10 protein-coding genes are annotated in these 12,938 nt (G+C 66.4%); 6 read left to right on the top strand and 4 right to left on the bottom strand.

Annotated features, from left to right (window positions below):
* Window positions 1-16 precede the first annotated feature (16 nt).
* The 4 genes from WJW29_RS04105 to WJW29_RS04120 are packed head-to-tail and all read right to left on the bottom strand — an operon-like array spanning window position 17 to window position 4,426.
* Entirely contained in the window at window positions 17-1,639 is a 1,623-nt protein-coding gene (locus tag WJW29_RS04105; RefSeq protein WP_012446289.1) for an NAD(P)/FAD-dependent oxidoreductase, read from the bottom strand.
* On the bottom strand, window positions 1,636-2,457 hold the full coding sequence (locus WJW29_RS04110) for a glycosyltransferase family 2 protein (protein ID WP_011257392.1): 822 nt from the start codon (window positions 2,455-2,457) through the stop codon (window positions 1,636-1,638). The genes WJW29_RS04105 and WJW29_RS04110 overlap by 4 nt, the downstream gene beginning before the upstream one ends.
* Window positions 2,454-3,227, bottom strand: a complete 774-nt coding sequence (locus tag WJW29_RS04115; protein ID WP_011257393.1) for a beta-ketoacyl synthase chain length factor — start codon at window positions 3,225-3,227, stop codon at window positions 2,454-2,456. Before WJW29_RS04115 ends, WJW29_RS04110 begins: the two co-directional genes overlap by 4 nt.
* Window positions 3,227-4,426 carry a beta-ketoacyl-[acyl-carrier-protein] synthase family protein gene (locus WJW29_RS04120; RefSeq protein WP_011407424.1) on the bottom strand — a complete coding sequence of 400 codons (1,200 nt, stop codon included), beginning with the start codon at window positions 4,424-4,426 and terminating at the stop codon, window positions 3,227-3,229. Before WJW29_RS04120 ends, WJW29_RS04115 begins: the two co-directional genes overlap by 1 nt.
* Before the next feature lie 218 nt (window positions 4,427-4,644).
* On the opposite strand from WJW29_RS04120, the gene WJW29_RS04125 reads away from it, so the two are divergent.
* From WJW29_RS04125 to WJW29_RS04150, 6 genes are all read left to right on the top strand, one after another.
* Window positions 4,645-4,905 (top strand): YcgL domain-containing protein, encoded by a 261-nt coding sequence (locus WJW29_RS04125; protein WP_011407425.1) that lies wholly within the window; start codon window positions 4,645-4,647, stop codon window positions 4,903-4,905.
* The gene (locus tag WJW29_RS04130; RefSeq protein WP_027704266.1) at window positions 4,898-8,218 is read left to right on the top strand and encodes an ankyrin repeat domain-containing protein; all 3,321 of its coding nucleotides are present in this window, start codon (window positions 4,898-4,900) and stop codon (window positions 8,216-8,218) included. Before WJW29_RS04125 ends, WJW29_RS04130 begins: the two co-directional genes overlap by 8 nt.
* 26 nt (window positions 8,219-8,244) lie before the next feature.
* Window positions 8,245-8,574: a phosphotyrosine protein phosphatase gene (locus WJW29_RS04135; RefSeq protein WP_041181939.1), complete on the top strand. Its 330-nt coding sequence runs from the start codon at window positions 8,245-8,247 to the stop codon at window positions 8,572-8,574.
* A gap of 63 nt (window positions 8,575-8,637) precedes the next feature.
* Window positions 8,638-10,437, top strand: a complete 1,800-nt coding sequence (locus tag WJW29_RS04140; protein WP_113055237.1) for a glycoside hydrolase family 15 protein — start codon at window positions 8,638-8,640, stop codon at window positions 10,435-10,437.
* The gene (gene zwf / locus WJW29_RS04145; RefSeq protein WP_011407429.1) at window positions 10,434-12,230 is read left to right on the top strand and encodes a glucose-6-phosphate dehydrogenase; all 1,797 of its coding nucleotides are present in this window, start codon (window positions 10,434-10,436) and stop codon (window positions 12,228-12,230) included. The genes WJW29_RS04140 and zwf overlap by 4 nt, the downstream gene beginning before the upstream one ends.
* Before the next feature lie 480 nt (window positions 12,231-12,710).
* Window positions 12,711-12,938, top strand: a 228-nt coding sequence (locus tag WJW29_RS04150) for a transposase (RefSeq protein ID WP_146768097.1), incomplete at its 3' end; no start/stop codon positions are given.

The following is a 12,938-nucleotide window of genomic DNA, read 5'->3' on the forward strand; positions in this document are numbered from 1 at the left end:
TGCGCGCTAGATCAGCTCACGCCGCGTCGGCGTACCAAGGGGCAGTAAGAATCGCCTCGCCGTTGGCATCGGCAGTCAATGCATCCAGACCGTGGTCCGGCAGGTCCGGGTAGCGTTGACGTGTCTGGTGCAGGATCTCGCGGGCCAGCACCGCCATCTGCGCGACGTTGCCGTGGATGCGCGCGACAAATGCGTCGTCCTCGAGCGTGTCGTTCAAGGCGCCGTTGAGGTCGTTGAACCAGCCGATCAGGTATTGGTCCAGCAGCCGTCCGCTGCCGGTGGCGATGGCCTGTGCGGTATTGCGCACGCCCCAGTCGTGCAGCACCTGCTGCATCGCCAGGTTCATATCGCGTGCGAACAAAAAGTCGTTCTTCATCCGCGACAACAAACTGAGATTGGCGATGCGCCCGCTGCAGAACAGCGGTGCCAGCAGCGACCAGTAGTAGGTGTAATCCCAGATCACCTTGACCGGCATGACCTGCTCGTCGCCGAACAGCGCGTACTGATCCTGATACAGCGTCAGCGTGTTTTCGTAGAACGAGAAATACAGCTGCTGGTACAGCTCCACATACGGGCTGAGCGATTTGCCGGCACGGTCGCGGCCGATCAGTTCGCAGATGTAGGTGTTGGAGATGGCGATGAAGTCGCTGCCGGGCGAATAGAACGGGTCCAGGAACACGCCCGCTTCGCCGGTCAGTGCCCAGCGCTGCGGCGAGAACACCTGCTTGCAGCCATACGAGAAGTTGCGCAGGAACAGAAAGTCCTGCAGCCGGTAGTCGGCCTGGTCGAGCGTGGCGGCAACCTGCGGCTGATGCGTGCGCAGCCAGGTCATCGCCTTCTCGTGGGTGTTCATGCCTTCCAGCGGATGCATGTCTGCATCGCAGACGATGCCCAACGAATGCGCCCCCGAAGACAGCGGAATCAGCCAGAACCAGTAGCCCGGCCCGCACATGTGATTGGTCGAACGCCACCGGTCTGGTGGGGTGCAGCGCTGCAACCAGTTGCTGTCCTGCGACCAGCCGTTGGGGTCGATCAGGCCTTCCACACGCCACCACACCGCATTGGCATTGTGGTCGTTGTCCTGCGTCAGGCCGAGCTTGCGCTTGAGCAGGCCGGCGCGGCCGCTGGCATCGACCACCCAGCGGGCGCTCAGCGTGCCGGGCGTGCCATCGCGTTCGAAGCGCACTGCATGGTCGGTGTCGTCTTCAGACAATTCAACGCTTTTGACGCTGCAACTGTCGACAAAGGCGATGCCCTGCGCGCGCGCGCGCGCGCCGAGAAAATTCTCGAAACGGCCGCGGTCGATCTGCCAGGACGGCGTGGGCAGGATCTTGCTCACGCCCAGTTCGGTGCAACGGTCGATGTCGTGGCGCTGGTCGGAAAAGAAGAAGCGGAAGCCGAATTTGCGAATCTGCTCGGTCTCCAGATGCTCGCGCAGGCCGAGTACGTCGGCAAAATAATGCGCGCCGATTTCAACCGTGGATTCGCCGACCTTGAACGCGGCCTCGCGGACCGGATGCGCGCGCCGTTCCAGCACTGTGATCGCCAGTGCGGGATCGCGTTGCTTCAACTGCAACGCCAGGCTCAGGCCGGCCAGGCCACCCCCGGTGATCACGACATCGGCACGCTGTGTATTCATGGGGACTGGTTGCTCCTGATGATGGCGGGCACAGTAGCAAATTCGCCGTCGGCATCGTCAACGATCACCGGGTTGGCGCGCACGCGGCGATATTCGCGCCACACATGGCCGTACGCCCAGACCTGTTTGACCACGTGCGAGGTGATATGCCACAGATCGCGCACCAGCCGGAAATGGCTCTTGCGAAACGTGCCCGGCGACGTACCGGCGTAGCGGGTTTCGATCGGCACCGCAACCACGCGCGCGCCGGCCTGGCGTGCGGCCGAGATCAGCAGCTGCGCTTCGAACACGAAGCCTTCGCCGGGCACGTCGGGCAGGGTGAACACCGAAGCCGGATACAGCCGCTGGCCGCTCTGGCTGTCGACCAAGCGGAAGCCGCAGCCCCAGGCAATGCCCCAGTCGCCGAAATCGTTGCCGATGCGGCGAATGGTGGGTTGGGTGGCGCGCTTGCGCATGCGCGCCCCGATGATCACGCAGCCCGGGTGACGGTTGGCGGCAGCCAGCAGGCGCGGGAAATCGGACGCCTTGTGCTGGCCGTCGCCGTCCATGGTCATCACCGCGCGCATGCCAAGGCGCTGCGCCTCGGCAAAACCACTGCGCAGTGCGGCGCCCTTGCCCATGCGCTGCGGGTGACGGATCAGCGTGACCGGCATGCCGGCGATGCACTCGGCGGTGCCGTCGTCGGAGCCGTCGTCGATCACGATGACGTGCGCGCAGTAGGTCAGCGCGTCGGTGACCACTTCGCGGATGCGCAGGGCCTCGTTCAAGGCCGGCACCAGAATGGCGGTGTCGTCGCGGCTCAGCGGCTGCCGGCTCATCGCTGGATCTCCACGCGCAATACCCTGCCCGGGGCTGCATACAGCGCCACGCTGTCGCCACTGCCGGCCAGCAGGTCGAACAGCGGCAGCATCGGCGCCATCGCATTGCCGGCAATGTGGCGCGACAGCGCGCCATCGCCGGGAGAGGGCGTGCCGTCTTCCAACTGCGCGTGCAGCTGCGGCCTGCCGGACTGGCCGGGGGCGCCCAGCACCAGCGCGCTACCGAGCAGGCCCTGGCTGGGCGCGACCCGGCCCAGCGGCCCGACCGAGCGGGCGTCGTAGCTGGCCAGCAGCACGGCCTCCGCGCCGGCAGCGCGCTGCACAAGCGCTTCCAGCAGGCCCTGCGCGAAGCTGCCCAGGCTGGCGCTCATCGCGGTGGCCGGGGTCATCGCCCCGGCACCGATGGTCCAATAGCCAGCCGCGGCGTTATGCACCGAGTTATGGAACTTGGTCGGCGAGATCGCCAACGGGTCGCTGGCCAGCGTGGTGCACATGTAGTCGGAGATCGCCAGGTCGCCGTACGTGGAGGTAAAGATCGACGGCAGGCTGGCCGGGTCGCGGCCGGCGGCGGTGCAGGCCGCCAGCGCGGCTTCCAGCGACACCGCAACGGTGTCCGGCGCACGGCGGCGTTCGTTGGCCGCCAGCAATTGCGGCGCCGGGCGGGTGGGGGTTTCCTGCAGCGCGCCGCCGCGCACGAATGCGCTGGCGGCTTCCCAGTTGGGTAGCCCTTGGGTCCAGAAACCGATGCCTTCGATGGTCGCGGTCAGCATCAGCGCGCCCGCCCGAACAGCAGCGAACAGTTGTTGCCGCCAAAGCCGAAAGAGTTGTTCATGGCGTAGTCGATCCGGGCATGGGCGTTGTCGAAGCGGATCTGCGGGCCGCAGGCCGGGTCGGGCACCTCGCTGTTGAGCGTGCCGGGCAGCACGTCGTCGCGCAGCGCGAGCAGGGCGATCACCGATTCGACGATGCCTGCCGCGCCGAGGGTGTGGCCGGTCCAGGCCTTGGTCGAACTGGCATGCAAGCTGCCGGGGAAGATTGCGGCGACGGCAGCAGCTTCCACGCTGTCGTTGGCCGGCGTGGCGGTACCGTGCAGATTCAGATAGCCCACCGCACCCGGCTCCAGACCGCCGCGCTCGAGCGCACCGCGCATCGCCAACTGCGCGCCCAAACCTTGCGGATGCGGCGCCGACATATGGTGCGCATCGCTGGATTCGCCGTAGCCGCACAGCCACAGCGCCGCATCCGGTGCGGCGGCCGGGCGTTCGAGCAGCGCAAAGCCGCCCGCCTCGCCCAGGCTCAGGCCGACCCGGCGCGCATCGAATGGCTGGCACATCTCCGGTGCCACCACCTGCAGCGCGTTGAAGCCGAACAGCACGCTGCCGCACAACGTATCCACGCCGCCGACCAGCGCGGCGTCGATGACCCTGGCATCCATCAGCCGCGCCGCCTGGGCGAACACCTTGGCGCTGGACGAACACGCCGTGGCCACGGTGACACACGGGCCTCGCAAGCCGGTGGCGTGCTGTACGAAGTCGCCCAGCGAATGCGGGGTGTGCACGATCGGGCGATTCAGATCCTCGGGGAAACGCGCGCCGTCGGCGTCGTCGACCAGCCGCGTATACGCTTCTTCGCTGGCACCGATGCTGGAGGTGGAGGTGCCGATGATCACCGCCACCCGCTCGGCGCCGTAGCGCTGTGCGGCGGCCTGCACGGCCTGCGCCATGCCGTCCTGCTGCAGAGCAAGCCAGGCCAGGCGGTTGTTGCGGCAGTCCCAGTCTTGCAGGGCATCGGGCAGCACGACGTCTTCAACGCCATCGACGCGGCCAACCCAGCAGGGCAGCAGCGGTTGCGGACCGAAATCATTGCGCCGCAGGCCGCTACGGCGGGCCGTTAACGCGGCGGCCTGGGTGGCAAGCCCGGCGCCGAGCGCAGTGGTGGAAGTGAACGCGGTGACGGCAACCGGGGCCATCTGGGACGAATGCTGCACTTGGCTCACGATGGTCTGGCTGGCAAAAAGTGTGGTCAGTATATCGATGGCGTGCGCCCGCCCCGTGGACAGCGCAACTGAACGTGACAGTCATGTCGCTGACGCGGCTGGGATTCTTGCGCAGGCCGCGCTTTCGCCATCGCCGCAATTGCGACACAATCGACGCGACACATCTCTCTTTCGAGCGCGACCACGCGCGCATGCACGCCTACGTCTATAAAAGCCAACGCAAGCAGGACACCTTCGTCTATCTCGCCACGCGTGACGATTTCTCCGGTCTTCCTGCCGAAGTGCAGGCGCAGCTGGCGCCGTTTTCGTTCGTGCTGGAGGTGGCGTTGACGCCCGAGCGACGGCTGGCGCAGGCCGACGTGGCAACGGTGCGCGAGGCGCTGGGCAAGCACGGTTTCTATCTGCAATTGCCGAAAACACGCGTGCTCGCAGGCGAGTGCGACTATGACTGAGCCTGCGCGCGGCGCACGGATGCGCGCCGCAGCGCTGGCCGGTGCGGCTGGCGTGGTGTTGTGCCTGCTCAGTGGCGTTGGCGGTGTGGTTGCTGCGCTGAGCCTGTGGCTGGCGCAGCCGGCCTTGGCGCTGGCGGTGTCGTGGGCACGTGGCACGCGCACAGTGCCGAGCCAGCCGCGCGCCATCGCGCAAACGCTGCCGCCGTTGTTGGCGATCTGGGGCGTGGGCCTGTTGGCGCTGGCTGCACTGATCAGCTGGCCACTGACCGCCTTGCGCGACAGCGGCAGCCTGGCCGCCGCGCTGGCCTTGAGTGTGGCAGTCAGCGCCGCCCTGCTCGGGTTGTGGCGGACCTGGCCGTTGTGGGGCGAGGTGGAACGCGACGGTGGTGCGCTGGCGCCGCGCTGGCAGGCGCTGGCCACACAGGAATTGCATGCCTGGCGCGGCCTGCTGGCAGCCGTACTGGTGCTGGCGATGTGCACCCTGGCCGTGGTGCTGGCCTGGCCGGGCTGGTTGTCCGGGGGCCTGCGCTGGGGACTGGCGGTTGCCGCCGCTGTGCTGCTGCCGGCGGCCCACCTGCTGCTGCAACGCAGCGCCGCTCCCATGCGCAGCGCTGCGCCGCCGGCACGCCGTGCCGCCGATTTCTTCTCCGAAGCCGCAGCCGAACCGTGCCCGCTGGAGCCGGTGGCGCAGCATCAGCTGGTGCCCGAACTGTTTGAAGCCGCGCGCAGTGGCCGGGTGGACCGCGCGCTGCAATTGCTTGAGGCCGGTGCCGACCCGCAGGCGTTGCCGCTGCCGGAATGGCGTGACCAACGCAGCCTGCCGGCGCTGGCGGCGGTGTTGCCGGATCTGCGCCTGCTACGCGAGTTGATCGTGCGCCGCGTCGACGTCAACCAACCGCACCGCGGCATGACCCCGTTGCTGGCTGCCACCCGCGACAGCTGGCACGGTCGCCCGGACGCGGTGATGACCTTGCTGGCCAACGGTGCTGACCCGCGCTCTAGCGACAACGACGGCAATACCCCGCTGCATCACGCCGTGCGCAGTTCCGACCCGGGCGTGGCCGCGCTGTTGCGCGATGCCGCTGCCGAACTGGACGCGCTCAATAATGAAGGTCACTCGCCTCTGGCGATGGCCTGCCAGGTCGGCAACTGGCGGCTGGCCAAATTCCTGCTGGAACGCGGCGCGCATTCCGAACCCGAGGGCGGCGCCCCGGTGCTGCTGGCCGCAGCCGCTACCGAAGAAGACGATCCGGCCGGCGTGCAATTGCTGCTCAAGCACAAGGCGCGCGTGGATGCCCGCGACCGCCAGCGTCGCAGCGCCCTGCACGAAGCCGCACTGGCCGGCCACGGCGACATCGTCGAGACGCTGTTGTCGGCGGGAGCCAATCTGGAAGCGCGCGATCTGCTCGGTCGCACGCCGTGGCTGGATGCCGCGCGGCAGGCGCGCAGCGCGGTGCTCGAACGCCTGGTCGCGCGCAAGGCCGATGTGCTGGCCATCGATGGCGACGGCCGCAACGCGTTGATGCTGGCCTGCGCCGCCGACAACGTCTCGCCGGCGTTGATCCGCCGTCTGCTGGATCTGCAGGTGCCTGCCGATAGCGTCGATGCGCATGGTCGTCGCGCGGTGGATGTGGCCGCCGAAGCCGGACGTTGGGCGATCGTGCAACTGCTCGATCCCAGTTACCCGTTGCCCGCCGTGGTCAGCGACGCGCAGGGCGATGCGCCTGGCGTTGCCGTGCTGCCCGATCGCCCGCCGCTGGTGCTGCTGCGCGAAGGGCTGCAGTTCGGGCAGCGCGACGGTCTGGTCGCGCTGGCGCGGCTGTGCGCCCCGGAGGAACTTGGCGGCCTGCTACACGACGCGCATCTGGCCTTGAACGCCGAGGCGGTCGACTGGCTGCTCCGCCACGGCGCCGATGCCGAAGTGCGCGACGCCTGCGGCGATGTGCCGATGTTCGCGCTGCTCGCGCGCGGCGTGGAGGCGGTGCCGGCCCTGCAGGCGTTGCTGCGGCATGGCGTCTCGCCAGCGGGTGCCGGTGGTCTGACCCGGTTGCTGAGCGCCTGCGTGCAGCACGACGCGGCATCGCGCGGGTTGGAACAGTTCGCGCTCGAGTTGCTCGAACGTGGTGCCGACCCGTTCGCTGCGTCGGCTGCCGACGATCCGCCGTTGTCGCTGGCGGTGCGGCTGGGTTGGCTGCGCTTGCAGCAGTGGTTGCTGGAACATGGCGTGGACCGCGAAGCGCGCGACAGCCACGGCATGACGGCGCTGCATCTGGCCACCGCGCTGGGCCGCGACGCCTCGCTGAAATTGCTGGTCAAACACGGCGCCTCGCCGGAAGCGCGCGCTGCCGATGGGCAGACCCCGTTGGGCGTGGCGCTGTCGATCGGCCGCCGCGATCTGGCCGGCTGGCTGGATTGGCGCATCTGGTCGCTGCCGCGCCGCACGCTGCGCGAAGCGGATGTGCCGGCTGCCGCAATGACCGGCGATACCGATGCGGTGCGTCGCCTGATCGACCTCGGTCTGCCGGTCGACGCCCTCGACGCGCAAGGCTGCACCGCACTGCTGCGTGCGGCCGGTGGCGGCCACCTTGGCGTGGTGACGCATCTGCTCGGCCGCGGCGCCGATCCGCAGCGTGCCGCCAACAGCGGCGCCACGCCATTGTCGGCGGCGGTGAGCATGCGCCAGACCGAGATCGTGGCTGCGTTGCTGCAGGCCGGCGCGCAGATTGAACACCGCCTGCCCGGCGGCGTGACCGTATTGATGCTGGCCTGCGCGCTGGGCCTGCCGGACATCGTGGCGCGCCTGCTCACCGCCGCAGCCGACGTGCACGCCACCGACGAGCAAGGGTTGGCGCCGCTGCATTGCGCCGCGTTGTACGGCTTCAGCGCGCGCGACAAGAATCGCCTGCTGGCCTTGCTGGACACCTTGCTGCTGGCCGGCGCCGACCCGGAACACCTGGCCGGTGGCCGGGTCAGCCCCTTGCTGCTGTTGCTGGGCGCACGTGCCGAACCGGGCACCGCCTGCGACGAGCAGGTGGTGTTGGCCGGGGTCGAACGTCTGCTCGACGAAGATGTCTCGTTGGACGTGGCCGACCAACGCGGCTTCGGCCCGCTGCATCTGGCCGCACTGCACGGCCTCCCGCTGCTGGTGCAGCGCTTGCTGCGGGCCGGCGCCGATGCCGACCGCCGCGATGCGCTCAACCGCACCCCGCGCGAGATCGCCATCATGCGCGGCTTCATCGATGTGGCCGGCCAGTTCGAACCCGCCTTGCCGGGTGTGTCCTCGATGGCGCGCTTCCTGCGCGAAGGCCGCTGAGCCAGCGCGGCGGGCAACCGCTGCGGGTGTTGTTCGTGTGCAGCCGCAACCGGCTGCGCAGCCCCACTGCCGAGCGCGTGTTCGCCGACTGGCCCGGCGTGCAGGCGCAATCGGCGGGAGTGGCCGCAGACGCCGACGTGCAGGTCACCCCGGAATTGCTGCAAGAGGCGCAGGTGGTGCTGGTGATGGAACGCCGTCATCTGCAACTGCTGCGTCAACGCTTCGCTGCGCACCTGCGCCATTGCCGGGTGATCTGTCTGCAGATTCCCGACGACTACGCGTACATGGATCCGGCACTGATACGGCGCCTGCAACACACGGTGCCACCGCTGCTTGGTTTGCCGGCGCAGTCGTGACCTGATCCCGACACGGTGCATGCAAAACTGCGCGTTCTTTCGCCGGAAGGAAGCGCCCAACCCATGAGCGTGCGTATCGAGGACCATGCCATGCTGGGCAACTGCCACAGCGCGGCCCTGGTCGATCACCGCGGCACCATCGATTGGCTGTGTCTGCCACGCTTCGATTCCGACGCCGTCTTCGCCTCGTTGTTGGGCGCTGACCAACATGGGCAATGGGCATTGTCGCCGGCTGCCGACTTCCGCACCGAGCGCGCCTACGAAGACGACAGTCTGGTGCTGTGCACGCGCATGATCACCGACAGCGGCACGGTGGAACTGGTCGACTTCATGGTGGCCAGCGAAAACACCGAAGTCCACCAGCACCTGGTGCGTCTCGTGCGCTGCGTACAGGGCAGCGTGCCGATGCACATGCGCCTCACCTTCCGCTTCAACTACGGCCGCACGGTGCCATGGGTCACACGTATCGTCGATGGCATCCGCGCCATCGCCGGCCCCGATCAACTGGCACTGCGTTCGCCGCAAACGCTGCGCGGCCAAGACATGGGCACCGAAGCCGACTTCACCCTGCGCGAAGGCGGAAGCACCTGGTTTCTGCTCAGCCACGGCGCCTCGCATCTGGAGACGCCGCCCCTGATCGATGCCGAACAGGCATTGCAACGCACCACCGCGTTCTGGCATGGCTGGGCGCGCCGCTGCACCGATGTCGGGCCGTGGACCGAGCAGGTACGCCGCTCTTTGGTCGTTTTGAAGGGACTGAGTTATCTGCCCACCGGCGGCATTGTCGCCGCGCCCACTGCCGCGTTGCCGGAGCATCTGGGCGGCACGCGTAATTGGGATTACCGCTACTGCTGGCTGCGCGATTCGGTGTTCACCCTGATTGCGTTGCTGCAGGCCGGGTATCGCGATGAAGCCGCTGCGTTTCGCGATTGGGTCCACCGCACCATTGCCGGTTCGCCGGATCAATTGCAGGCGTTGTACGGCATCGCCGGCGAACGCCGCTTGCAGGAATGGGAAGCGTCCTGGTTGCCCGGTTATGAAGATTCCGGCCCGGTACGCATCGGTAATGGCGCGGTGGATCAGTTTCAGCTCCATGTCTATGGGGAGTTGATCGGCGCCTTTCATTACGCAAGCGAAAAAGGCGTCGGCCCGCCGTCGGACGACGATGGTTCGTCCGCATCGCTGCTGGAAAACATCCTCGATACACTGGAAACGCTGTGGCGCGAACCCGATGAAGGCATCTGGGAAATCCGCGACGAGCGCCGCCACTTCGTCCATTCCAAGGTGATGGCCTGGCTGGCGTTCGACTGCGGCGCGCGTGACGGCATCACCAATGCAGACGCTGAAAAACGCGCGCACTGGGGCCGCATTGCCGACCAAATTCGAGCCGAAGTCCTGGAAAAAGGCGTACATCCGGACGGCCATTTCGTGCAGAGCTATGGCTCGGATCGGCTGGATGCCTCGCTGCTGCTGATCCCCATCGTGGGTTTTCTGCCGCCGGACGATCCGCGCATCGCTGCGACCGCCGACGCGATCGCACGCGATCTCACCATCGATGGATTGATCGAGCGCTATCGTGCCGACGACAGCGCCGACGGCCTGCCGGCCGGCGAGGGCACCTTCCTGGCCTGCAGTTTCTGGCTGGTGGAAAACTATGCCTTGATCGGCCGCACCGACCAGGCGCGTGCGCTGCTCGAACGTCTGCTCGGGCTCTGCAACGACGTTGGTCTGCTCGCCGAAGAATACGACCCGCGCAGCAAACGCATGCTCGGCAACTTCCCGCAAGGGTATTCCCACGTGGCCCTGGTCAATGCGGCATTGCGCCTGCACGGACGCATGGGCGAAAAGGAAACGCATCCATGAGTGAGCAAGCAACGACCCCGCCGTGCATCATTGTGGTGTTCGGCGCACGCGGCGATTTGACCAAGCGCCTGGTGATGCCGGCGCTGTACAACCTGCGCCGCGCTGGCGCATTGGGCGAGCAATTCGCCATCGTCGGCATGGACCATGGCGACATCAGCGAGCGTGCGTGGCGCAGCAACATGGGGCAATCGATGACGCAGCTGCTCAGCAGCCGCGATGCCGAATTCCAGGCCGGCGAATTCGACACCGCCCCCTGGGACTGGCTGCGCGAGCGCATGCATTACCTGTGCGGCGACTTCACCGACCTGGGTGCGTATCAGGCGCTGGGTGGCTTGCTGGACAAACTGCACAAGCGCTACGGCACCCAGGGCAATGTGCTGTTCTATCTGGCCACTGCTGCGCGTTTCTTCGAGCCGGTGCTGCTTAACCTGGGCGAAGCTGGCCTGGTCAAGCAACGCGAGAACGACGGCTGGCGGCGGGTGATCGTGGAAAAACCCTTCGGCCACGATCTGCCCAGCGCCAAGCACCTCAATGCCACTGTCGCCAAAGTGCTGCACGAAGATCAGGTGTTCCGCATCGATCATTTCCTGGGCAAGGAAACCGTGCAGAACATTCTTGCGTTCCGCTTCGCCAACGGCTTGTTCGAGCCGGTGTGGAATCGCGACCGCATCGACCATGTGCAGATCACTGCGGCCGAAACCATCGGCGTGGAAGGGCGCGGGCGTTTCTACGACCCCACCGGCTGCCTGCGCGACATGGTGCCGAACCATCTGTTCCAGTTGCTGGCAATGATTGCGATGGAACCGCCGGCGGCATTTACGACGGAGGCAATGCATCGCCGTCGCGCCGAAGTCATCGAAGCGGTGCGCCCGATCAAACCCGAAGATGTGGTGCGCGGGCAATACGCCTCCGGTGCGGTCAGCCGTAGCGCGGTACCGGGCTATCGCGAAGAAGACACCGTGCCGGAGGATTCGGAAACCGAAACCTATGTGGCGATGAAGCTGCAGGTGGATACCTGGCGCTGGGCCGGCGTGCCGTTTTACTTGCGCACCGGCAAGCGCCTGCGCGAGCGCACCACCGAGATCGCGATCCGCTTCAAGCCGGCACCGCTGGCGCCATTCCGCAGCACCGAAGTGGGCGGCTATGGCCCTGACTGGCTGGTGCTGCATATCCAGCCGGATGAAGGCATCTCGCTGCAGTTCGATGTCAAACGCCCAGGCGCACAAGTGGCACTGGCGCCGGTGCGCATGGATTTTCGCTACCGCGACTGGTTTCCCAAGGAATACACCGTGGGCTACGAACGCCTGCTGCAGGACTGCATGAACGGCGAAGCCGGCCTGTTCCAGGATGCGGCCATGGTGGAAGGCGCATGGCGCATCGTGCAACCGATCCTGGATGCGTGGAAACAACCGCCGAGCGATTTTCCCAATTACGCCGCCGGCAGCGCCGGCCCCTCGGCCGCCGACGCCTTGCTGGCAATGAATGGCGGACATGCCTGGCGCGCACTTACCCCAGGGCGCAAACCGCCACCGCGGCGCCCGCCGGAAACGCGTGCTGGTGCTGCAACGCCGGTGAAGAAAGCTGTCAAGAAAGCTGCGAATAAGCCAAGCAAGGTGCCCGCAAAGCGCACCACGTCTGCGGCTGCTGCGGCAAGCAACGTGGCGCAAACCGCACCCAAACGCGTAGCGAAGACGGGGGCAACGCCGGCGAAAGCTGTTGGCAAGCCCGCAGCTGGACGCAGCGGGGCGAAGAAGTCGGTCAGAAAATCCACGGCACCCAAATCGAGAAGTTGAGTGGCACGCGTCAGCCGCCGCTAGGCGGTTGACGCATTTATGTGCGCGGTGACAAAGCAGAGTGATCTAACATCGTACGATCGCCATGGTTAGCAGCAGTCCATCTCACGACGGTGAGCGCATGACGGTCAACTGATACGTGGAAACACGTGTCAGGACAGTGTAGGGAAAGATCATCTAAATTTTCTTCCTGATTAGCCATAACCCTCAGCTAGACTTTTGCTTCAGTCCTGCAAACAGCATGGTTTTCCTGACGTTTTCCATGATGTGCGCTTTCGCGTTCCTGACGCGAGGAGCCGGTCCGAAGTTATTTCAGCCAAGACGTCATCGCGACCTTCTATCGAGCTCGTTTCGCGATAAGTGCGCAGGTGCTGCAGCTGAAGGTCAGGGCTAATCAGGATTTTCTTTAGTTCCACTGTGTTACAAATAATCGTACCTTTGTGCCACTATTGGAAGACCTTCAGGCCGCGCGGGAGAGCTGTGTTGAATAGGACACTGGAAGTGCGTTTTGAACAGTACGGGGAAGTAGTTGCTGCCGCCCTGTCCCATGCGGATCGCAAACAGCCCGCACACTGGTACCTGAAGGGGTTGCTACTGCCTGGAGGGCGCAAGAGCGTGGAGCCCATGGCCGCGCGGGTGCACCCGCAGAACGTGCGCTCAGCCCATCAATCGATGCACCATCTGGTGGCCGATGCCGACTGGAGCGAT

Source organism: Xanthomonas sp. JL1 (genome assembly GCF_038405005.1).

What these genes read in the sequence shown, in the direction of transcription:
- WJW29_RS04105 (WP_012446289.1), bottom strand. Translation starts at nt 1,639, where the DNA reads ATGAATACACAGCGTGCCGATGTCGTGATCACCGGGGGTGGCCTGGCC.
- WJW29_RS04110 (WP_011257392.1), bottom strand. Translation starts at nt 2,457, where the DNA reads ATGAGCCGGCAGCCGCTGAGCCGCGACGACACCGCCATTCTGGTGCCG.
- WJW29_RS04115 (WP_011257393.1), bottom strand. Translation starts at nt 3,227, where the DNA reads ATGCTGACCGCGACCATCGAAGGCATCGGTTTCTGGACCCAAGGGCTA.
- WJW29_RS04120 (WP_011407424.1), bottom strand. Translation starts at nt 4,426, where the DNA reads ATGGCCCCGGTTGCCGTCACCGCGTTCACTTCCACCACTGCGCTCGGC.
- WJW29_RS04125 (WP_011407425.1), top strand. Translation starts at nt 4,645, where the DNA reads ATGCACGCCTACGTCTATAAAAGCCAACGCAAGCAGGACACCTTCGTC.
- WJW29_RS04130 (WP_027704266.1), top strand. Translation starts at nt 4,898, where the DNA reads ATGACTGAGCCTGCGCGCGGCGCACGGATGCGCGCCGCAGCGCTGGCC.
- WJW29_RS04140 (WP_113055237.1), top strand. Translation starts at nt 8,638, where the DNA reads ATGAGCGTGCGTATCGAGGACCATGCCATGCTGGGCAACTGCCACAGC.
- zwf (WP_011407429.1), top strand. Translation starts at nt 10,434, where the DNA reads ATGAGTGAGCAAGCAACGACCCCGCCGTGCATCATTGTGGTGTTCGGC.